This window comes from Peteryoungia algae, from assembly GCF_030369675.1.
GTDB lineage: Bacteria > Pseudomonadota > Alphaproteobacteria > Rhizobiales > Rhizobiaceae > Allorhizobium > Allorhizobium algae.
Map to the genome: position 1 here is coordinate 318,095 of NZ_CP128477.1, position 20,200 is coordinate 338,294.

The 20,200-nt window shown below is 62.1% G+C and carries 18 protein-coding genes; 5 read left to right on the top strand and 13 right to left on the bottom strand.

What is annotated here, in order from left to right; genetic code table 11:
- Window positions 1-116 precede the first annotated feature (116 nt).
- Window positions 117-881 carry an SOS response-associated peptidase gene (locus tag QTL56_RS01670; protein ID WP_245137525.1) on the top strand — a complete coding sequence of 255 codons (765 nt, stop codon included), beginning with the start codon at window positions 117-119 and terminating at the stop codon, window positions 879-881.
- Between the two features lie 73 nt (window positions 882-954).
- On the opposite strand, the gene QTL56_RS01675 is transcribed toward QTL56_RS01670, so the two are convergent.
- The 3 genes from QTL56_RS01675 to QTL56_RS01685 form a co-directional block, all read right to left on the bottom strand.
- Window positions 955-1,092, bottom strand: coding sequence for a hypothetical protein (locus tag QTL56_RS01675; protein WP_229575793.1), 138 nt, complete (start codon window positions 1,090-1,092; stop codon window positions 955-957).
- A gap of 194 nt (window positions 1,093-1,286) precedes the next feature.
- Window positions 1,287-2,147 carry a CDP-alcohol phosphatidyltransferase family protein gene (locus tag QTL56_RS01680; RefSeq protein ID WP_229575794.1) on the bottom strand — a complete coding sequence of 287 codons (861 nt, stop codon included), beginning with the start codon at window positions 2,145-2,147 and terminating at the stop codon, window positions 1,287-1,289.
- 12 nt (window positions 2,148-2,159) lie between these two features.
- Window positions 2,160-2,858: a phosphatidylserine decarboxylase gene (locus tag QTL56_RS01685; protein ID WP_245137524.1), complete on the bottom strand. Its 699-nt coding sequence runs from the start codon at window positions 2,856-2,858 to the stop codon at window positions 2,160-2,162.
- A gap of 244 nt (window positions 2,859-3,102) precedes the next feature.
- Here QTL56_RS01685 and QTL56_RS01690 point away from each other — a divergent pair, with 244 nt between their 5' ends.
- Entirely contained in the window at window positions 3,103-4,386 is a 1,284-nt protein-coding gene (locus tag QTL56_RS01690) for a GGDEF domain-containing protein (protein WP_245137523.1), read from the top strand.
- A gap of 16 nt (window positions 4,387-4,402) precedes the next feature.
- Here QTL56_RS01690 and QTL56_RS01695 read toward each other — a convergent pair whose 3' ends face one another.
- Both QTL56_RS01695 and QTL56_RS01700 read right to left on the bottom strand, forming a co-directional pair.
- Complete coding sequence (locus QTL56_RS01695; protein WP_229575797.1) at window positions 4,403-6,292, bottom strand: ABCB family ABC transporter ATP-binding protein/permease; 1,890 nt, start codon at window positions 6,290-6,292, stop codon at window positions 4,403-4,405.
- Between the two features lie 113 nt (window positions 6,293-6,405).
- Entirely contained in the window at window positions 6,406-8,472 is a 2,067-nt protein-coding gene (locus tag QTL56_RS01700; protein WP_245137522.1) for a LysM peptidoglycan-binding domain-containing protein, read from the bottom strand.
- A 158-nt stretch (window positions 8,473-8,630) separates the two neighbouring features.
- Here QTL56_RS01700 and QTL56_RS01705 point away from each other — a divergent pair, with 158 nt between their 5' ends.
- Window positions 8,631-9,251, top strand: a complete 621-nt coding sequence (locus QTL56_RS01705; protein WP_245137521.1) for an LOG family protein — start codon at window positions 8,631-8,633, stop codon at window positions 9,249-9,251.
- A gap of 57 nt (window positions 9,252-9,308) precedes the next feature.
- Here the strand turns inward: QTL56_RS01705 and rarD are convergent, their stop codons facing one another.
- A complete protein-coding gene (rarD, locus tag QTL56_RS01710) occupies window positions 9,309-10,205 on the bottom strand; it encodes an EamA family transporter RarD (RefSeq protein WP_245137520.1) in 897 nt (298 codons plus the stop codon).
- A gap of 160 nt (window positions 10,206-10,365) precedes the next feature.
- Window positions 10,366-11,271: a LysR family transcriptional regulator gene (locus tag QTL56_RS01715; protein WP_245137519.1), complete on the bottom strand. Its 906-nt coding sequence runs from the start codon at window positions 11,269-11,271 to the stop codon at window positions 10,366-10,368.
- Window positions 11,272-11,371: 100 nt separating this feature from the next.
- Here QTL56_RS01715 and QTL56_RS01720 point away from each other — a divergent pair, with 100 nt between their 5' ends.
- Window positions 11,372-12,547, top strand: a complete 1,176-nt coding sequence (locus QTL56_RS01720) for an MFS transporter (protein ID WP_229575802.1) — start codon at window positions 11,372-11,374, stop codon at window positions 12,545-12,547.
- Window positions 12,548-12,558: 11 nt separating this feature from the next.
- Here QTL56_RS01720 and cimA read toward each other — a convergent pair whose 3' ends face one another.
- The 5 genes from cimA to cysS all read right to left on the bottom strand — a co-directional run bounded on the left by cimA (window position 12,559) and on the right by cysS (window position 17,736).
- Window positions 12,559-14,175 (bottom strand): citramalate synthase, encoded by a 1,617-nt coding sequence (cimA, locus tag QTL56_RS01725; protein ID WP_245137518.1) that lies wholly within the window; start codon window positions 14,173-14,175, stop codon window positions 12,559-12,561.
- A 25-nt stretch (window positions 14,176-14,200) separates the two neighbouring features.
- The gene (gene pip, locus QTL56_RS01730) at window positions 14,201-15,160 is read right to left on the bottom strand and encodes a prolyl aminopeptidase (RefSeq protein ID WP_245137517.1); all 960 of its coding nucleotides are present in this window, start codon (window positions 15,158-15,160) and stop codon (window positions 14,201-14,203) included.
- 1 nt (window position 15,161) lies between these two features.
- On the bottom strand, window positions 15,162-15,653 hold the full coding sequence (locus QTL56_RS01735) for a GFA family protein (protein WP_245137516.1): 492 nt from the start codon (window positions 15,651-15,653) through the stop codon (window positions 15,162-15,164).
- Window positions 15,650-16,117: a GFA family protein gene (locus QTL56_RS01740; RefSeq protein WP_245137515.1), complete on the bottom strand. Its 468-nt coding sequence runs from the start codon at window positions 16,115-16,117 to the stop codon at window positions 15,650-15,652. Before QTL56_RS01740 ends, QTL56_RS01735 begins: the two co-directional genes overlap by 4 nt.
- Before the next feature lie 134 nt (window positions 16,118-16,251).
- Window positions 16,252-17,736: a cysteine--tRNA ligase gene (gene cysS / locus QTL56_RS01745; RefSeq protein WP_245137514.1), complete on the bottom strand. Its 1,485-nt coding sequence runs from the start codon at window positions 17,734-17,736 to the stop codon at window positions 16,252-16,254.
- Window positions 17,737-18,044: 308 nt separating this feature from the next.
- Here cysS and QTL56_RS01750 point away from each other — a divergent pair, with 308 nt between their 5' ends.
- Window positions 18,045-19,286 (top strand): GGDEF domain-containing protein, encoded by a 1,242-nt coding sequence (locus QTL56_RS01750; RefSeq protein WP_245137513.1) that lies wholly within the window; start codon window positions 18,045-18,047, stop codon window positions 19,284-19,286.
- Here the strand turns inward: QTL56_RS01750 and QTL56_RS01755 are convergent, their stop codons facing one another.
- Entirely contained in the window at window positions 19,287-20,165 is an 879-nt protein-coding gene (locus tag QTL56_RS01755; RefSeq protein ID WP_245137512.1) for a DMT family transporter, read from the bottom strand. It lies immediately after the preceding gene.
- Between the last annotated feature and the right edge of the window lie 35 nt (window positions 20,166-20,200).

Sequence of the window (20,200 nt, forward strand, 5' to 3'; positions counted from 1 at the left end):
GAAAGCGAAACTGCGCCGCGCGAAGCAGTGCAGTGTGATTATCGCGGGCTTTGGGCCCCCCTGCAAGCACGGCGTCGCGCCTTGACCCAGGTCGATGCGACTGCCATCTAATCCACATGTGCGGACGTTTTGCCCTGACAGCGAGCCCTGAAGAAGTGCGCGAGATCCTCGGTGTGATCGAGCTCGACGGCTTTCCGCCGCGCTACAACATTGCGCCGACGCAACCGATCCTCGTTGCCGTCGCGTCGCCACCGGCCGATCCGGGGTCAAACCGGCCGGATCGCATGGCGCTTCTGGTGCGCTGGGGCCTGATCCCGTCCTGGGTCAAGGACCCCAAGGAGTTCACGCTTCTGATCAATGCCCGCTCTGAAACGGCGATTGAGAAGGCTTCCTTCCGGGCCGCCATGCGTCATCGTCGCATCCTGGTGCCAGCCTCGGGCTTCTACGAATGGCATCGCCCCTCCAAGGAGAGTGGCGACAAGCCGCAGGCCTATTGGATCCGCCCCAAGACCGGTGGCATCGTCTGCTTTGGCGGGCTGATGGAGACCTATATGTCGAAGGACGGATCCGAACTCGATACCGGCTGCATCCTGACCGTTGGTGCGAATCGGTCCATATCGCAAATTCACGACCGCATGCCAGTCGTGATCGCGCCGCAGGATTTCACGCGCTGGCTCGACTGCCGACATGGCGAGCCCCGTGATGTCGTCGATCTGATGCGTCCGGCCGATGAGGATTACTTCGAGGCGATCCCGGTTTCGGATCTCGTCAACAAGGTCGCCAATGCCGGACCGGAGCTTCAGGTTCCGGTAGAGCCTGCCCCCAAAAAGCAAAGGCCCGCCTCGGACAGGTCCGGCGACGGGCAGATGAGCCTGTTCTAGCGAAATTCCAGCAAAACTCAGAACCGGTTTTGCGTCCGGAATTCTATGAGAACAAAGAGAGAGGGCAAGGCCCTCAGGCGAGCTTCGGTGTCGGCTTGCGCTTCAGCATCAGGGCTGCTGCCAGAACGGCCTTGAGGCCGAGCGGGCGGTAATTCAAGGCGAGGTTCTCGGGTGCCGGCTTCTGTTGCGCGGCTTCGGTCTGCGTCGTCATCGTCATGTTCCTTGGAGTGTTTCCTGACCGGTATTCTTTTGTTCGCGGCTCTCTCTGCGGAGAACATGACAAAAGCGTGACCGGAGCTGCGAAACAAATCAATTTTGAAGAAAAAGAGTAGAAATGGAGAGCCCCGCACGACCTTTTCGGTCTGGCGGGGCTGGAAACTCTTCAAACTCAGGGAGAAACGCGTCTCAGACTCCCCGGTCGATCTCCGAAAGTCCGTTTTCAGCCGATTCTTCATCGATCGTCAGCGTGCCGTAACGGCGATGCCAGTTCCGAGCCCCGAAAGGCAGTGAGCAGAGATAGAGAAGCACGCTCACGACCAGAACTTCCCAGGTGAAGCTCATCAGAAGTGCGACATAAAGCACGACGCAGAGGATCATCGGCAGCACGAAATCCCGACGGATATGGCTCGTCTCCGACTTTCCCGACCAGACCGGCAGGCGGCTGACGAGGAGATAGGCGATCACGATCGTATAGGCGGTGCTGGCATAGGCGAAAGCGCCGACGGGAGCCACGCCGAGGAACCCGAGATAGACCGGAAGCAGAACGAGTGCCGCCCCGGCCGGTGCCGGCACCCCGACGAAGAATTCCGATTGCCAGGCCGCCTTGGTCTCGCGCTCGTCCATGACATTGAAGCGCGCCAGACGAAGGCCGGCGGCGATAGCGTAGATAAGAGCCGCGATCCAGCCGAGGGAACGGGCCTGGTCGAGCACGAAGACATAGAGCACAAGGGCAGGGGCGACGCCGAAATTGATGATGTCGGCGAGCGAATCCATCTGTGCGCCAAACTTCGAGGTCGCCTTCATCATGCGCGCAACCCGCCCGTCGATGCCGTCGAGGAAGGCAGCGGCCAGAACCATTGCTACCGCCAGCTCGTAGCGGTTCTCGAAGGCGAGGCGCACGCCGGTCAATCCCGCGCAGATGGCGAGCACGGTGATCAGGTTCGGAATGATGAGCCGAAGCGGGATTTCGCGAAGCCGCGGCCCGCGCGCACCGGCATCGGTTGCAGCTGCGGGTCGTGTTTCGGTCGTCGAGTTCGGGGCTTCCATCGACATTCTTCCTTAGCTGCGGCGGCTGATGGTCGGCCCCTTGGTCGAACCGAATTCGGCAATGACAGTCTCGCCGGCAATCGCGGTCTGGCCGAGCGAGACGCGCGGCTCGAAGCCGGCCGGCAGGAAGACGTCGAGACGCGAGCCGAAACGGATGAGACCAAAACGCTCGCCTGCATCCAGCGGTTCGTTCGGATTGGTCCAGCAAATGATCCGGCGAGCCACGAGACCGGCGATCTGCACGACGCCGATCTGGCCGTTCTTGCTGTCGATGACGAGGCCGTTGCGCTCATTGTCGACGCTCGCCTTGTCGAGTTCGGCGTTGAGGAACTGACCTTCCTTATAGGCAATCGTCGTCACGCGGCCGCGAACAGGCGCGCGGTTCACATGGCAGTTGAAGACGTTCATGAAGACCGTGATGCGCAGCATCGGCTCATGGCCGAGATTGAGCTCCTCCGGCGGGATCGACATCTGCACCGAGGACACACGGCCGTCGGCCGGGCTGATGACAAGATCGTCGTCCTGCGGCGTGACGCGCTCGGGATCACGGAAGAAGTAGGCGCACCACAGCGTGAGCACGAGGCCGACCCAGAACAGCGGATCCCAGATCCAGCCGAGCACGAGCGAAGCGACAAAGAAGGCAGCAACGAAGGGATAGCCTTCCTTGTGCACGGGAACGATCGTTTTACGGATGGTTTCGAACAGGTCCATGGGGTCCTCGGTCTTTGAAATGTTTCGCCCGTGACTACTCTGAAAGCCGGACATGGGCAATGCCGACAGCCAAATCAAGCGGGTCTTAGGAACATGTGACAATCTGCACGTGGCCCAAAAAAAGATTGTCGTGTTCTTATCCCGTCGAGATTTTGTAAATAACTGCACCCTAAAAAAGAGGGATTAGATTTAACAGTGAGCCAGGTCTGGTGCCCTTGAAGGCCGATCGGGAAGAGGACTGAGATTGCAGCTCGCCAGAACACCCATATCGTATACGGATACGGCTTCACTTGTCACGATTGGCTGGTATTCCGCTGGCGATTTGCCGCCACCTTCCTCGATCGCAGCACTCGCTCCCGTCTCCGTGCCGACGCTGGATGATCTCGCCGCGCTGTCGATCTGCTTTCTCGATGCGGCAAACAGCAATGCCCTGGACACCCTGCAGCGTCTGCGGAACACCTACCATGATGGTGTCTATGTCGTCGCCATCACAGGAGCCGCAGCGCCGGAATTTCAGGCCGAGCTCTTCGAGGCAGGCGCCGACGATTTGCTTCTCGAGGACGGTGCCCATCACGTGTTGCGCTGTCTTCTTCGCGCAAAACGCCATCTAAGCCTGGTTGAGGCTCAAGAGCGAGCGCGAGAAGCGCTTCAGGAACGGCTGGACACCTGGCAGGACGGCCTCGATCATCTGCCCACGCCGATCTACCTCAAGGACGTCGGCGGCCGCTATCTGGGCTGCAACATGGCCTTTAGCCAATTTATCGGCACCAGTCGCGACGAGGTGATCGGGCACACGCTTGCCGAATTCCTGCCGCAGGACGTCGCAGAGACCCACCGCCAATCCGATCTCGAAGTGATGCGCAGGGGTGGAGTCATCCGGGTCGAAACGGATATCCGCGTTCCCGAGACCGGCAATCGGCACATCATGCTGCACAAGGCCTGCGTCGCCTCCGGTGATGGCGTTGTGCGCGGCATTGCAGGCCTGGTGCTCGACATTACCGAACGCAAGGAACTGGAAGCGATGCTGATCGCTGCGGCAGAGCGCGACCCGCTCACCAATGCCTATAACCGGCGCAAGTTCTTCCAGGTCGCCACATCGGCGACGGAGCTGGTGTCCGGGGGCGGCGGTCGCTTTGCCGTTGCCGTCATTGATGTCGACCAGTTCAAGTCGATCAATGACGAATTGGGTCACGGTGAGGGGGATCAGACCCTCTGCTCGATCGTCGACAGGCTGCGCGCCCAGGAGGCGGAGGGCGTGTTGATCGCCCGGGCGGGTGGCGAGGAGTTTTTTGCCTTCTTCTCAGGCGAATGCGCCCTGCGTGCCGCGGAGATCCTTGAACGCATGCGAAGCGATATTGCCCGCCATTGCACGGTCTCCACCGCAGCGGGGGCCGCCGGAACGATCAGCATCGGTCTCGCGGACTTCGATCCGCGTGAAGAAACCATCGATCACGCGCTTCGGCGCGCAGACCTTGCGCTCTACCGCGCGAAACGCGACGGCCGAAACAGGCTCTGCAAGGCGGATTGAAGTCGCCTCGGTCTGATCAGGTCGCGGGCGGACGCCGCACGACCACGCCCAGTTCGTCGCTTTCGCGCACCTGCCGCAACATTTCTTCCGCCTGGGTTGCTTCCCGCTGGCGATTCCACATCGAGGCGTAGAGTCCGTTCTGTTCCAGCAGTTCGGCATGGCTGCCGCGCTCGGCGATTTCGCCCCCCTTCAGGACGATGATCTCGTCGGCTCCCACAACCGTCGAAAGGCGATGGGCGATGACCAGTGTCGTGCGGTTCTTCGACACGATGTCGAGCGCCGACTGGATCTCGTGCTCGGTCGTGGTGTCGAGCGCTGATGTCGCCTCGTCGAGGATCAGGATTGGCGGGGCCTTGAGAACCGTGCGCGCAATGGCGACACGCTGCTTTTCGCCGCCGGAGAGTTTCAGTCCCCGTTCGCCGACCTTGGTCTCGAAGCCCTCGGGCAAATCCTTGATGAAGTGCGAGATTTGCGCGATTTCGGCCGCCTGGACAATGTCTTCCTCTGCCGCGCCAGGGCGGCCGTAACGGATGTTGTAGGCGATCGTGTCATTGAACAGCACGGTATCCTGCGGAACCATGCCGATGGCTGCGCGAAGCGACTTCTGCGTAACGTCACGCACATCCTGCCCGTCAATGGTGATCGAGCCCTTCTGGACGTCATAGAAGCGGTAGAGCAACCGGGAAATGGTGGACTTTCCCGCACCGGAAGGCCCAACCACGGCAACAGTCTTGCCGGCCGGCACTTCGAAAGACACGCCCTTGAGGATCGGACGATCAGGGTCGTAATGGAAGTGCACGTCCTTGAAGGCGATGGCTCCCTGCGCAATGGCGAGCGGCTTGGCTCCGGGACAGTCGACGACCTCGGCCTCGACCTCCAGAAGCTCGAACATCTGCTCGATATCGGTCAGGCCCTGGCGAATTTCGCGATAGACGAAGCCGATGAAGTTGAGCGGGATCGAGAGCTGCATCAGCATGGCGTTGACGAAGACGAAATCGCCGATCGTCTGTTCGCCCCGCTGCACGGCGAGTGCCGACATCACCATGATGATCGCGGTACCCACGCCGAAGATCAGGCCCTGGCCGAAGTTGAGCCAGCCGAGCGAGGTCCAGACCTGGGTCGCCGACTTCTCGTATTTTGCCATGGAGGCATCGAAGCGCCTGGCCTCCATCTCCTCATTGCCGAAATACTTCACGGTTTCGAAGTTCAGGAGCGAATCGATCGCCTTGGTATTGGCATCCGTATCGCTCTCATTCATCGCGCGGCGGATACCGATGCGCCAGTCGGAGGCCCGGATGGTGAACCAGATATACGCCCAGACGGTAAACGCGGTGACGCCGAGATAGGAGAAGCCGTAGGTCCACCAGAAGATCGCGGCCGTCAGGATGAACTCGATCAGCGTCGGGATCGAGTTGAGGATCGTGAAACGCACGATTGTCTCGATGCCCTTGGTACCGCGCTCGATGATGCGGGACAGGCCGCCCGTCTTGCGCTCCAGATGGAAGCGCAATGACAGCTGGTGCATGTGCACGAAGGTCTTGTAGGCAAGCTGGCGCACGGCGTGCTGGCCGACGCTGGCAAACAGCGCATCACGCAGTTGGTTGAGACCGACCTGTGCGATGCGGGTGAAGTTGTAGAAGATGACGAGCGCGACAGCGCCGAGCAGGAAGGTCGGCAGGATCCCGGCCATGTCCAGGCGGCCGTCAAGCGCATCCGTGGCCCATTTGAAGAAGTAGGGAACGAGGATCAGGACGAATTTCGAAATGATCAGGAAGACTGTGGCCCAGACCACCCGCATCTTCAGATCGAGCCGGTCGGCCGGCCACATATAGGGCCAGAGGTTGACGAGGGTCTGCATGGGGTTGCCGTCGTCGGCCGATACCGTTTTCTTCTTCGCTTCCGCCATCCCCGACCCTCTCGATTGCCTGCAGATTAAAAAGCGGCGATCCCTTTGGGGATCGCCGCCGACACTCACTTAGGTTTCCGCTTCCGCGAATACAATAACAGAACTGTGAAAGCTCAGTTCACCGGCTCGCCGAGCAGTCGCTTGCGATGGATCTCCTCGGCATTCGGAAGGGCTTCACGCGGTACGGTGAAGATCTGGCCGGGTTCGATGCGATCCGGATTGTTGATCGTGCTTTCATTGGCAAGATAGATGGTGGTGTAACGGACACCCTGACCATAGACGCGACGCGAAATCTGCCAGAGCGTATCGCCCCGACGGATGATCACGCTGTTGTCGCTCTGCGCGAGCGGAGCCTGCTGGATCGTCTTCGGCTCGGCAGAAGATGCGGTGGCAGGGGGTGAGGCTTCCGGGGCAGTGTTGACCGATTCCGTTGTGCCAAACAGAGCGGGTTCCGCCAGAAGGTCGCGGATGAGCGCGACGAGTTTTGGCAAGGCGGCGCCAAGGGCGTCCACATTGCCTTTCGGCAGGCCCTGAAGCAGCTCAAGCGCCTCCTGCGCCTTGACCGCCTGGGCGCCGACCGCCGCCGTGAATTCGGGCGCAGCGCCCGCCTCGGCGCGGAAACCGGCGATCGACTGCAGGCCGATTTCGGTGGCCGAACGGGCAGCGGCCGCCTGTTCGAGCGCAGGCTTCTGGCCGTTCGAGAAGAGGTTTTCCAGAATGGTCATTGCCTTGGTGAGCGAGATGCGGAGGCGTTCGAACTCGACCTGCTGCGGGCCCGCCGCGGCAGCGGCTGCCGGGTTGGCGGTCTGCGCGACGACGGAAACCTGATCGCCGGCGGGACGCTCGAAGGGAACCGAGGCGCGCACGACGACCTTGCCGGTGGCATCGAGCAGTTCGACCTCGATGATATGGTTGCCGACTTCCAGCTTCATCTGACCTTCGATGACGAAATTGCCACTGGCATCGCTCGCCACGTCCCCGATCAGGGCCTTGTCGGCAAAGCCGCGAACAGTGGCCCCCGCCGGTGCCTTGCCGGCGACGAAGATGCGGTCTCCCTCGATTTCAACGGCAGTGACCTGAACCTCGGTTGCCCCGGGCAGGGCAGGCGCGGGGTCGATCGACGGCTGGCTTGCCGGAGCGGCCGCCGTTTCGCTGCTGCCGGGCATGACGGGCGCAGAGCCTGCGAGTTCGCTCGCGGCAGCCGGAAGTTCGGGCAGGGGCACGCCGCCGGCGGCTGCGGTTGGGCGCGCGACGCGATCCGTGGTCTGGGCTGCAGCCGATTGTGTGCCGGCGATCTCGGAACCCGGAAGTGTAATCATGCGGCTTGCTGCGCCCGGCTTGGAGACCATGGCAAGCAATTCGCCCTTGCCGCCTTCCGGCACAGAGACCGTTGCGACTTCCTCCGAGGTCACGACCGTGCCGTCAGGACCGGTTGCCCGGATCTGCAGCGAATGGTCGCCGGGGGCGAGCGGCTCATCGAGCACGGCTGCGAAATCGCCGGTCGCATCGACCGTCTGCGAGGAGATAACCCGCTCGCCATCGAGGATTTCGACCTTTGCCCCGGCGGTGGCATTGCCGGCAATGACGGTCGAACCATCCGGCTCGACGCGCAGGACGTCGAAGCGTGGGGTAGCCGGGTCGGCGTCTTCGACAACCGGGGCAGGGGTGACTGGATTGCCGAGCAGGGCTTCCTTGATGGAGGCAACCATGCTGGCGGCCTTGGCCGGATCGGCGGGCAGTTGCTGCAGAAGGGCAAGGGCACGGGCCGCATCGGCCTGAACCGCCTTGATGCCGTCGGTGAGGGTGACATCCAGCCCTTGAGGGATCTCGATCGAAGCCAGCGCCTGGACAGCTCCCTGAGCAAGCGTGCGTGCTGCCGTATACGCTTCGATGCCAGGCGTGCGACCGTCGGCGAAGAGGGCGGAGACGCCGTCGACCGCCTTCACCGCCTCGGCCTTCAGCCGATCCATCTTCTGGCTTGCTGCGCTCGCGACGTCTTCCACGCCAGCTTCGGCCGTGGCGGCAGCCTGCTCGGCAGCAGACGTGACAGCGTCGGCAGCAGCGTTGACGGTCGGCGCGTCGGAGGACGGCGCGTTGATGCGCGGCATGATGACGAACACCATCAGCAGGCTGACAATGGCCAATACGAGCAGCACCACCCAGAGGGCACGGTTCTTCATGTCTCAAGTCTCCCGGCGGAACAGCCGCCATATCCCTTGGAATTGCTAGCCTTAACTGCTTGTTTCGACAAGCGTCGCGACCCGATTCCACCCGGTTGGCCCGCGGTTTTCTGCCAATTTTGTTGACCTTGCGCGGATGAGCCTGTTTTTTGCCCATCATGAGTGAACAGAAAACCCCGATTCGATCCGTCTGCGTCTATTGCGGCTCACAGCCCGGACGCGACCCGTCTTTCATGGACGCTGGCCGCACATTTGGCCGCGCGCTGGCCGAGAGCAACCTTCGGCTTGTCTATGGCGGTGGCACCAAGGGCATCATGGGCGCGGTCGCAGCCGGTGTCCTGTCTGCCGGGGGGCATGTGACCGGCATCATACCCGAATTCCTGGTCGACATGGAAGCGACGCGCCATTCGCTGGGGCAGCTCAACGAATTGATCATCACAAAGGACATGCACGAGCGCAAGCACGCCATGTTCGAGCGCTCGGATGCTTTCGTCACGCTGCCGGGTGGTATCGGCACTCTGGAAGAGATCGTCGAGATCATGACCTGGGGCCAGCTTGGCCGTCACACCAAGCCGATGGTCTTTGCCAATGTGAACGACTTCTGGAAGCCGATGCTGGAACTCGTCGACCACATGTCGGCCTCGGGCTTCATCCATACGGCCCATCTGGTTCGCCCGCTGGTCATCGACCGGATCGAGGATATCGTACCGGCGATCGAGGCGCGCTGGGCCGAGACCGGAGCGCCCGAGGGCGACCCGGAGACGATTTCCAGGCTTTGATACCAAGTCTCGAGCCTACGGGTTCCGGTCATCGAGATCTGGTGGCAGACGAAGCGGTCAACGCTGCCGGAGCATCGGCAGCGTATAGATCACGAGAGCAGACCAGATCAGCGGGAAGGCGACAGCCTTGGCCGCGCTGAAAGGTTCATTGAAGACAAAGACGGCGGTGATGAAGATCATCGACGGCGCGATATACTGCATGATGCCGATCGTCGACAGCCTGAGCAGCTTTGCCCCATTGGCATAGAGGATCAGCGGGATGGCCGTGACCAGTCCCGCGGATGCGAGCAGGATGGAATCGCTCGCATTGCCCATCAGGAAATGCCCGCCTCCCTGCAGGTTGAGATAGACGAGATAGCCGAGCGCGATCGGCGAAAGCAGCAGAACTTCGAGCAGGAAGCCCTGGTTCGGCCCGATCGGCAGCGTCTTGCGGAAGAAGGCGTAGAAGCCCCAGGAGAAGGTAAGCGCCAGTGCCACCACCGGCAGGCGCCCAGCTTCCACGGTGAGGATGACCACGGCGAGCACCACGAGTGACAGGGCCGCGATTTGGGTGCGCTTGAGCTTTTCCTTCAGGATCACCGCGCCAAGCAGGATCGAGAACAGCGGATTGATGAAATAGCCCAGCGCCGTGTCGAGCGCGTGCCCCGTGCCGATCGCCCAGACATAGATGCCCCAGTTGACGCTGATCAGGGTCGCGGTCACGGCGGCCATGCCGAGCATGCGCGGATTGCGGATTGCTTTCTTTAAGTCATCCGTGCGCTTCAGCACGATCAGGAGCAGACCTGCGACCGGGACGGACCAGAGGATGCGATGCGCGATCACTTCGGCCGGCGAAATATGCGAAAGCGCCTTCATGTAGAGCGGCAGGAAACCCCAGAGCAGATAGGCGGAGAGCGCAAACAGGAAGCCGTTGAGGCTGTCCTTGTTCTCGGCGGGGGCAGAGGCATCGGCCATGGTGTTTCCTGACTTTTGTTATGCTTTGGAAACGGCCATACGCCTGCCGGGTTGCGCGCGCAAATTCATTTGCGTGAAGGATCCTTCATCCGGCGCGATCAGTGGCGTGCAACCGATCGGTTCCGGCGGGGAAGCGGCAAGTCTCCCCAGCATCTGCGTCTCAGGAAACACGCCCGTGCTTGGCCAGGAAGTCCAGCATCACGCGAATGCGTGCCGGTAGGTGGCCTCCCTGGCCGACATAGACGGCGTGGAAGGGTTCGCTGAGCCGGGTCCGTGGATCATCGAGTACCGTCACCAGCCGACCGGCCTTCAGGTCCTCGGCCACGGTGAACTGGGCGAGCTGTACGAGACCGGCCCCGCCGATGGCAAAGTGTCTGAGCGCTTCGCCGTCGCTGGCACTGACCCTTCCGACCACGGGCACCTGAACGATTGTCTCGCCGTCCGGCGCGGACCATTCCCGTCGAGCCCGCACATAGCCGAAGCCGAGCCGGTTGTGGCGCTCCAGATCAGATGCGGTTTCTGGAACCCCGTGGCGTGCCAGATAGGCGGGCGACGCAACGATGAGCAGCGGCGTTTCGCCGAGCTTTCGGGCCACCAGGCTGGAATCGCGCATGGTGCCTGCGCGGATGGCGATGTCGGCCTGTTCTGCGAGCAGGTCAATGACGAGATCTGTCTGGGCGACTTCGACTGAAATGCCCGGATAGGTTTCCAGGAAAACCGCCAACAGCGGCGCCAGGACATGGGTGCCATAGGCCGCGCTGGTATTGATGCGGATCAAGCCACGGGGATCGTCGAGATTGGCCGCACTTCGCTCGGCCTCCTCCATGTCCGCGAGGATCCGAACAGACCGCTCGTAGAAGGATCGACCCTCTGGTGTGAGCAGCAGCTTGCGCGTGGTGCGGTTGACCAATCGCGTGCCGAGTCGCGCCTCGAGCCGCGCGACCAGTTTGCTGACGGCCGACGGTGTCATGCGAAGATACCGCGCGGCGGCTGAAAATCCGCCTTGTTCGACCACCTGCACGAACACTTCCATTTCGCCGGAACGGTTGATGTCCTGCCTTGCCATTGTGAATTCATTTCATGAATGTTGTGCTTCAACGAAGACTATTTCATCGAGCGCAGGCTGTCTATCTGAGGTGCATCCAAGTCAATAGGAATGCATCTCAATGCCTCTCGCTCTCTATGCCCTGACCGTCGGTGCCTTCGGCATCGGCGTCACAGAATTCGTCATCATGGGCTTGCTCATCGATGTCAGCGGCGATCTCGGTGTCTCCATCGCGGCAGCCGGCATGCTCATTTCCGGTTATGCACTGGGCGTGGTCTTCGGCGCACCGATCCTGACCGTTCTGTCCAGCCGTTGGCCACGCAAGACCGTGCTCATCGCGCTGATGGTGATATTCACCATCGGCAATATCGCCTGTGCGCTGGCACCCAACTACGAGACCCTCATGGCGGCAAGGCTGCTTGCCGCTCTGTCGCATGGCACCTTTTTCGGTGTCGGTTCCGTCGTCGCGACGGGTCTTGTGGCGCCGGAGCGCCGCGCATCCGCGATCGCCATCATGTTCACCGGCCTGACGGTCGCCAATATCGCAGGCGTTCCCTTCGGAACCTGGCTCGGCCAGGAATATGGATGGCGCACCACATTCTGGGCCGTCGCCGTGGTGGGTGTCGCCGCACTTGCCGTACTTGCGATCTTCCTGCCCCGCGATGACAGCAAGCCAGAACCTCAGGACTGGCGCTCGGATCTTGCCACGATGGCACGCCCCCAGGTGCTGGCCGGGCTTGCGATCACGGTACTCGGTTATGCCGGCGTCTTCACGGTCTTCACCTATATCGCGCCTGTTCTGACCCAGGTGACGGGCTTTTCAGACGCTGCCGTATCGCCGATCCTTCTGGTCTTCGGGGTCGGCCTGATCATCGGCAATCTCGTCGGCGGCAGACTGGCCGACCGCAATCTCGACCGGTCCATCTTGCTGACGCTCGCCGCTCTGAGCCTCTCCCTCCTGGTCATGGCTTTTGTCCTGCCGGAAAAGGGCTTGATGGTCGCGATGGTCGGTCTGGTCGGCGCCGCAGGTTTCGCCACGGTCGCACCGCTTCAGATGCGGGTCCTCGAAAAGGCGCAAGGTGCGGGCCAGGCGCTGGCCTCCAGCTTCAACATCGCGGCCTTCAATCTCGGCAATGCCATCGGCGCCTGGGGCGGCGGTCTGGCCATCGACCATGGCCCGGGACTTTCAGCCCTGCCACTGGTGGCGGCGGCATTCCCGATCGCAGCCCTGTTGCTGTTTTTCGCAGCCCAGCGCTACGAGCACAGAGGTCAGAGCCGCGAGCGGATCGCAGCCTGACGGCGAAGCTCTTACTCAGCCGCGATCTGGCCCGCCAGTTCGCGGTTTTTCATCAGCTTGTAGACGATCGAATCCATCAGTGCCTGAAAGGAAGCGTCGATGATGTTTTCTGAGACGCCCACTGTCCACCAGCGGGCGCCGGTGGCGTCGGTGGATTCGATGAGAACGCGGGTGATGGCCTCCGTGCCACCGTTGAGGATGCGCACCTTGTAATCCGCCAGTTCGAGATCCAGGATTTCACCCTGATACTTGCCGAGATCCTTGCGCAGCGCAATATCGAGCGCATTGACCGGCCCGTCGCCCTCGGCAACCGACATCACCGTCTCGCCATCGACCAGCACCCGGACGACCGCTTCCGACACCGTCTTCAGCAGCCCATGACTGTCGAAGCGGCGCTCGACCATCACCCGGAAACTCTCGACCGCGAAGAAATCCGGCACGGTGCCGAGCGTCTTCAACGCCAGAAGTTCGAAGCTCGCATCCGCGCCTTCATAGGCATAGCCCAGCGCTTCGCGTTCCTTGACGACAGAGATCAGCGTATCGAGTTTCGGATCGTCCTTGGCAACCGTGATGCCGCGGCGCTTCAGTTCGTTGAGGAAGTTGGCCTTGCCGCCCTGGTCGGAGACCATGACCTTGCGGAAATTGCCGACACTTTCGGGCTCGACATGTTCGTAGGTCTTCGGATCCTTGAGCAGCGCCGAGGCATGGATACCGGCCTTGGTGGCGAAGGCGGAGGCGCCGACATAAGGGCTCTGGTGATGCGGCGAGCGGTTGAGAAGCTCGTCGAAGGCGCGCGACAGACGGGTCAGACCGACCAGCTTCTCCCGGTCGATCGACATCTCGAAGCGCGATGCATAGGTTTCCTTCAGACAGAGCGTCGGGATGATGGTGACGAGGTCGGCATTGCCGCAGCGCTCGCCGATGCCGTTGAGCGTGCCCTGGATCTGGCGCGCGCCCGCTTCAACCGCAGCGAGGGAATTTGCGACCGCCTGGCCGGTGTCGTTATGCGCATGGATGCCGAGCGAGGAACCGGGAATGCCGGATGCGATCACCGCAGACACGATCTCGCGGATCTCCGGCGGCTGCGTGCCACCATTGGTGTCGCAGAGCACCACCCAGCGGGCTCCCGCCTCGTAAGCCTCCTTGGCGCAGGCCATCGCATAGTCCGGATTGGCTTTGTAACCGTCGAAAAAATGCTCGCAGTCAACCATGGAAAGCTTGCCCGCCGCGACCACGGCCTTGACGCTATCGCGGATGCTTTCGAGGTTTTCCTCATTCGTGCAGCCGAGCGCCACCTTCACATGATAGTCCCAGCTCTTCGCCACCAGACAGACGGCATCCGCCTTGGACTGGATGAGCTGGCTCAGGCCCGGATCGTTGGAGGCAGAAACGCCGGCGCGCTTGGTCATGCCGAAGGCGACGAAGCCGGCCTTCTGCGTGCGCTTTCTGGAGAAGAATGCCGTGTCGGTGGGGTTCGCGCCGGGATAGCCGCCTTCGATGAAGTCGATGCCGAACTCGTCCAGCATCGTCGCGATGGCGATCTTGTCCTCGACTGAAAAGTCGATGCCCGGTGTCTGCTGGCCGTCACGCAGCGTTGTGTCGAACAGGGTGATCTTTTCAAGCGTCATGCGAGTGCCCCTCCGGCATGCCAGTTCAGTTCTTTCCCGCAAACCGATCCGTCGCCCGGATCAGCTGGTCGAGGATCCCAGGCTCGAGAAACGCGTGGCCCGCTCCCTCGATCAGATGGAAATCTGCCTTCGGCCAGGCCTTGTGCAAAGCCCAGGCATACTTGGCCGGGCAGGGCATGTCGTAGCGGCCATGGATGATCACGCCGGGAATGTCCCGGAGCTTGTCGGCATCGCGCAGGAGCTGCCCTTCCTCAAGCCAGCCGGCATGGACGAAGAAGTGGTTTTCGATGCGTGCAAAGGCCAGCGCAAAATCGGCATCGTAGAAGTGGCCGGAATAATCAGGGTTCGGCAGGAGCGTGATGGTCTCGCCCTCCCAGGTGCTCCAGGCGACGGCGCAGCGCAACTGCTCCTCGCGGTCGGTGCCGGTCAGACGCCGGCGATAGGCGGCCATCATCTCGTGGCGTTCGTTATCCGGGATCGGGGCAACGAACCGCTCCCACTTGTCCGGGAACATCTCGGAGACGCCGAACTGGTAGTACCAGTCGAGCTCAGCCCTGGTCAGCGTGTAGATGCCGCGCAGCACGAGCTCAGAGACGCGCTGCGGATGCGTTTCCGCATAGGCGAGCGCCAGCGTCGAGCCCCAGGAGCCGCCGAAGACGAGCCATGTTTCGACGCCCATCATCTCGCGCAGGCGTTCGATATCCGCGACGAGATGCCAGGTGGTGTTGGCTTCGATCGAGGCATGCGGGGTCGACTTGCCGCAACCGCGCTGGTCGAACAGGATCACATCGTAAAGCGCCGGATCGAAGAGGCGGCGCTGCGAAGGGCTGGTTGCGCCGCCAGGGCCGCCATGCAGGAACACTGCCGGCTTGGCGCCCTTTGTACCGATGCGCTCCCAGTAAACCCTGTGGCCGTCGCCGACATCGAGCATGCCGGTCTCGAAGGGTTCGATGTCGGGATAGAAGCCACGCAATTCGCTCGTCATGTCAAATGTCCTTCTTCGGTGGCCAGGCCGCCGTATCGTGATCGGGATGCTGCCGCGATGTGGCGGCGATCCCGGCATTTCCCGCCGGAAGGTCCGAACGGTCCGTCGGTTTTTCGGAAAGGGAAAAGAGTTTGTCGAACCAGGAGACGCGACTTTCGACGCCGTCCTGCGAGATGGGCTCGGCGAGGTTCGGCTTGTCGAGGCTGCCGATCGTCACACTGATATAGGGCGAGCCTTTGGTGCGGAAGAAGAGCGGCGTACCGCAGTCCTTGCAGAAGCCGCGTCCGCACCGGTCCGATGACTGGAACCAGCTCGGTTCGCCGCGCATCAGCAGGAAATCCTCCTGCCTGGAGCCCGCAAGCGCCATGAAAACATTGCCGCTCGCCTTCTGGCACATGCGGCAGTGGCAGATATGCGGATAGCCGAGCTCGCCCGCGATCTTGTAGCGGATCGCGCCGCACTGACAGCCGCCGGAATGCACCTGTCGGGTCATTGGTCATCCTCCGGTGGCCATATCGTCGTGTCATGGTCGGGATGCTGGAAGCTCTCGATCGAGGCGAAGAACGCCTCCATGTCAGGGCTGGTGAAGGCCGGTTTGTCGAACAGTTGGTCAATCCACGGCAGGCGCTGGTGATGGTTCACCTGGATCTGCGGCTCGAAATGCTCCGGGTGGTCGAAGGCGCCGATCGCCAGCTCGACGCCATTCGGATGCTGATAGGTGAGCGGCGTGCCGCATTTGGCGCAGAAGCCGCGCTTGACCTTCGCAGACGAGCGATAAAGCATCGGCTGTCCGCGCGTCCAGGTCAGATGCGCCTGGTCGGCGGTGACGAAGGCGCCGAAGAAGGAGCCGAACTGCTTCTGGCACATGCGGCAATGACAGATCGACGGCCGTCCGAGCTTCGATGCCTGGAACCGGATCGCGCCGCATTGGCAGCCGCCGCTATGAAACTCGCTCATCCGGTCTTCCTCACTGCATCGTCATGTAGACGGTAACGCCGATAATCACCGCGGCAATCAAGGCACCCTTGGCGATCAGGCCATAGAGCAGCCATTTCGGCATCTTGGTGTTGGGGTTCGGCTGGGTCATGCAGCTACCGCTTGACCTCCCATGTCGTCACCCGATCGCCGGTCTCCTTGTCCTTGCCGTCCTTGAGCTGGATGCCCTTGGCGGCGAGCTCGTCACGGATGCGGTCCGCCTCGGCGAAATTCTTCGCTTTGAGCATTTCAAGACGCATATCGACGAGCGCCTGGACGGCGGCGGAGAAGTCGTCGCTCAGCTCTGCCTTCTTCGGTGCAACACCCAGGAGGGCTGCCGAGGCGGCGAACAGAGATAGCTTCGACGGGTCCGCATTGGCCGCCTGGGCGAGCGCATGAACCGCCTGAACGGCAGCAACCGTATTCAGATCGTCCGAGAGTGCCTCAAGAACCGATGCATCCGGTGCCGTGTCCCCGGCGTCACCCGCTGGCCACTTCGCCAGCAGCCGCTCCGCCTCCTCCAGCCGCTTCACCGAAAAGTCGATCGGCTCGCGGTAATGCGTCATCAGCATCGCAAGCCTGAGAACCTCGCCCGGCCACTTGCGCCCGCCAAACTTCTCCGTCGCAAGCAACTCGTTGATCGTGACAAAATTGCCCTCCGACTTCGACATCTTGCGGCCCTCGACCTGCAGGAAGCCGTTATGCATCCACACCGTCGCCATCAGATCGTTGTCGAAGGCGCAGCAGGACTGGGCGATCTCGTTTTCGTGGTGCGGGAAGATCAGGTCCAGCCCGCCGCCATGGATGTCGAACTGGTGCGGCTTGGCCTTCGCCCTGGGAGACAACCGGTCCTTGATCTCTTCCCAGAGATAGCGGTCGGCCATGGCAGAGCATTCGATATGCCAGCCGGGACGGCCATGGATCGGATAAACAGTCTTTTCGAAGGTGAAGCTCGCGGGCCAGCCGGGTTCGGTGTCGGCGGACTGCTTCCACAACACGAAATCGGCCGGGTTCATCTTGTGGTTCTCGACCGCGACACGCGCGCCCGCCTGCTGGTCCTCGAGCTTGCGCTTCGACAGCATGCCGTAATCCGCCATTGAGGCGGTCGAAAACAGCACTTCGTGGCCCTCCGAGCCTTGCGCCACATAGGCATGGCCCATGTCGAGCAGGCGCTGGATGATCACGATCATCTGGGGAATGTTGTCGGTGGCGCGCGGTTCGACGGTCGGCTTCAGGCAGCCGAGCGCCGCCACATCCTCGTGGAACTGGCTTTCCGTCTTGCCGGTCACGGCCCGGATCGCCTCGTTGAGGCTCATCGAACCATCGCCAATCTGGCCGCCGAAATCGCGCAATGCCCGCGCGTTGATCTTGTCGTCGACGTCGGTGATGTTGCGCACATAGGTGACCTTGTCCGCACCATGGATGTGGCGCAGCAGCCGGTAGAGCACGTCGAAGACGATGACGGGGCGCGCATTGCCGATATGGGCGAAGTCGTAGACGGTCGGCCCGCAGACATACAGGCGCACATTGTCGGGGTCGATCGGCTCGAAATCGACCTTCTCGCGTGTGAGCGTGTTGTAAAGCTTGAGGCCGCCAGCCATGTGAAACTCCCAGAATGAATGGACCCGGCTGGACCGGGTCGTTTGTCATCTGGGTCTATGCAGGAGACGAAAACGGCCAGGCCAGCGAAGCGCTAGCGAATAATGGTCCCGCAAATGATGCAGAGGCTCGTTTTCATGACGCGCTTTATGGCGCGCGTCGCGATTTTGGTCAAGGGCAGTCGGCGTGTGCCCCGATATGGAGGTCCGGAGTGCCTCGCTCCTGACGGACTTTGGGGAATTAAGGCTTTCTCAACGGAAATACCCCAATTCTAGGGGGAATTTTCCCGCCCTCGGAGATGATCTTCGGCATGGACCAGACGCTGCATCTGCCCACCATCATGGTCGTCCATGCGGTGATCATAATGATTTCCACCCTGGCTACGATCTACATGTGGTTGCGTTATCGCGGCAGTCACGTGCTTCCAATCCTCGTGGCCGCAGGTCTTGCCGGCTGTGCCGCCATGCTCCTTCATGCAAATCGCGGCACTTTGCCACTCACCCTTTCGTCCGGATTGGGAATCGGCCTCGGCATTCTCGCCGTCGGCCTCTTTTGGCAGGCGGTGGTTGTCTTCGAAGGCGGGCGCCTGTCGATTGCAAAGGCCTCTGCGGGTGGGCTCGCGTGGATCCTGCTTTGGTTCACGCCAATGCTGCAGAATTCGATCGAAGCCCGGGCCGCGACATTGTCTCTGCTCCTGGCCGGCTATTGTTTCCTGACGGCGCAGCTAACCCTGGTGCGCGCAAAGCACGAACCGCTGCCTTCGCGGTCGATTGCGGCAACCACAGCCGGCTTGCGTGGCCTGCTGTGGCTGGCGGCCGTGCCGCTTAGTGTCTTCGTTGCTCCGCCCTATGCCGAGGATGGAAGCACGGCACAGTGGTTCGCACTCGTCACTCTGGCGAACTCCATGCTGAATATCCTCTCGCTGGTCTCGCTGCTGGTCATTGCCAAGGAGCGCGACGAGCGGCGCTATCGGCTGGCCTCCGAGCGTGACCCCCTCACCAATCTCCCGAACCGCCGCACCTTCGTGACCGAGGCCGCCGAAATGCTCCACGAAGCCGAAGGCGGCGCGAGCCTCCTGCTCTTCGATATCGATCATTTCAAGTCGGTGAACGATACCCATGGTCATGCAGCCGGCGACCAGGTCCTCCTCGCCTTCTCGCATGCCATCGACCAGCGCATGCCGAAGGGCTGGCTTTTTGCCCGGATCGGCGGCGAGGAGTTCGCCTGCCTCATGCCACGCATGAGCGCGCAACAGGCGGTCGCGGTCGCCGAAAATCTCCGCCTCGCCATTGCCGACATGGCGATGCCGGGCTTGGGCGCTTTGCGGATTGCGGTGAGCATAGGCGTCTGTGAAGCGACGCAACGGGGAACGGGACTCGACACAATGCTCGCCAGTGCGGACGCTGCCCTTTACCGCGCCAAGGCGGATGGTCGCAATTGCGTACGGCTCTACGAGCCCGCGACCCTGCTTGTCGAAACGGGCCAATCGATTGCGCTGGCCGATCCGCAGCCGCGCCTGGGACTGGCGCGCATCCGGCGACGCTCTGCCTGATCAGGTCGCAGTCCGCGGCAAGCGCAGGAGACCCAGCACCAGCGCACAGCCGAGGATGATCACGACGCCCCCGAAGAGTTGCACCGTCGTCAAGGCCTCGTCCAGCACCAATGCACCAACAAGCACTGCGACCACGGTGACGGCAAACTCGACGCTGATCGCCGCCGTCGCCCCGATGCTTTTGACCAGGCTGAAGTAGAGAACATAGGTGAGGGCGCTCATCAGCGCCGCCAGCGCCACGAGATAGAGATAATCCAAGGCGACCGGTGTGCCCGGCACGGGCACGAACCAGAGAAGTGGCAGCGTCAGCATGCCACCGGCGATGAAGGAGCCGATGGTCACTTCCCAGGGGCCGGTGCCGGAAAGATGCCGGCTGGCATAATTACTGCCAAAGGCGGCGGAAAAGGTCGAGCCGATCATCGCGAAGCAGCCGAGCAGGAACCCACCGGTGACGGGCACGGCCGGAAAGCCGACCAGCATGACGATGCCGATCGTCCCGAGCACGAGACCGAACACACGCGCCTGCGTGATGCGTTCCAGTCCCCAGAGCTGGGCGATCACCATGGAAAAGAGCGGGATCGAAGCGACGAAGATCGCAGCCATGGCCGTCCCGATCAGCGGCGTCGCATAGGACAGCCCGATCAGCTGCCCGGCCACCGTGGTGGCGCCGACAACAGTGAAAGGCAGCCAGCCGGCGCCAAAGTCGAGCCGCCGCCGCATCATCCTGGCGATCGCATAGAGCAGGGCGCCCGCTATGAAGCAGCGGAAAGTGACCGCGCCGATCCAGCCGAATGCGTCGACCACATGCAAGAGAAGGAGGAAGGAAAGTCCCCAGGCCAGCGACAGATAGGCATAGGCTGCAAAGTCTCTGGGGGCCATGCGCTGGTCTCGAGATTTGGCGGCACTCGGGCCGC

What these genes read in the sequence shown, in the direction of transcription:
- QTL56_RS01670 (WP_245137525.1), top strand. Translation starts at nt 117, where the DNA reads ATGTGCGGACGTTTTGCCCTGACAGCGAGCCCTGAAGAAGTGCGCGAG.
- QTL56_RS01675 (WP_229575793.1), bottom strand. Translation starts at nt 1,092, where the DNA reads ATGACGACGCAGACCGAAGCCGCGCAACAGAAGCCGGCACCCGAGAAC.
- QTL56_RS01680 (WP_229575794.1), bottom strand. Translation starts at nt 2,147, where the DNA reads ATGGAAGCCCCGAACTCGACGACCGAAACACGACCCGCAGCTGCAACC.
- QTL56_RS01685 (WP_245137524.1), bottom strand. Translation starts at nt 2,858, where the DNA reads ATGGACCTGTTCGAAACCATCCGTAAAACGATCGTTCCCGTGCACAAG.
- QTL56_RS01695 (WP_229575797.1), bottom strand. Translation starts at nt 6,292, where the DNA reads ATGGCGGAAGCGAAGAAGAAAACGGTATCGGCCGACGACGGCAACCCC.
- QTL56_RS01700 (WP_245137522.1), bottom strand. Translation starts at nt 8,472, where the DNA reads ATGAAGAACCGTGCCCTCTGGGTGGTGCTGCTCGTATTGGCCATTGTC.
- QTL56_RS01705 (WP_245137521.1), top strand. Translation starts at nt 8,631, where the DNA reads ATGAGTGAACAGAAAACCCCGATTCGATCCGTCTGCGTCTATTGCGGC.
- rarD (WP_245137520.1), bottom strand. Translation starts at nt 10,205, where the DNA reads ATGGCCGATGCCTCTGCCCCCGCCGAGAACAAGGACAGCCTCAACGGC.
- QTL56_RS01715 (WP_245137519.1), bottom strand. Translation starts at nt 11,271, where the DNA reads ATGGCAAGGCAGGACATCAACCGTTCCGGCGAAATGGAAGTGTTCGTG.
- QTL56_RS01720 (WP_229575802.1), top strand. Translation starts at nt 11,372, where the DNA reads ATGCCTCTCGCTCTCTATGCCCTGACCGTCGGTGCCTTCGGCATCGGC.
- cimA (WP_245137518.1), bottom strand. Translation starts at nt 14,175, where the DNA reads ATGACGCTTGAAAAGATCACCCTGTTCGACACAACGCTGCGTGACGGC.
- pip (WP_245137517.1), bottom strand. Translation starts at nt 15,160, where the DNA reads ATGACGAGCGAATTGCGTGGCTTCTATCCCGACATCGAACCCTTCGAG.
- QTL56_RS01735 (WP_245137516.1), bottom strand. Translation starts at nt 15,653, where the DNA reads ATGACCCGACAGGTGCATTCCGGCGGCTGTCAGTGCGGCGCGATCCGC.
- QTL56_RS01740 (WP_245137515.1), bottom strand. Translation starts at nt 16,117, where the DNA reads ATGAGCGAGTTTCATAGCGGCGGCTGCCAATGCGGCGCGATCCGGTTC.
- cysS (WP_245137514.1), bottom strand. Translation starts at nt 17,736, where the DNA reads ATGGCTGGCGGCCTCAAGCTTTACAACACGCTCACACGCGAGAAGGTC.
- QTL56_RS01750 (WP_245137513.1), top strand. Translation starts at nt 18,045, where the DNA reads ATGGACCAGACGCTGCATCTGCCCACCATCATGGTCGTCCATGCGGTG.
- QTL56_RS01755 (WP_245137512.1), bottom strand. Translation starts at nt 20,165, where the DNA reads ATGGCCCCCAGAGACTTTGCAGCCTATGCCTATCTGTCGCTGGCCTGG.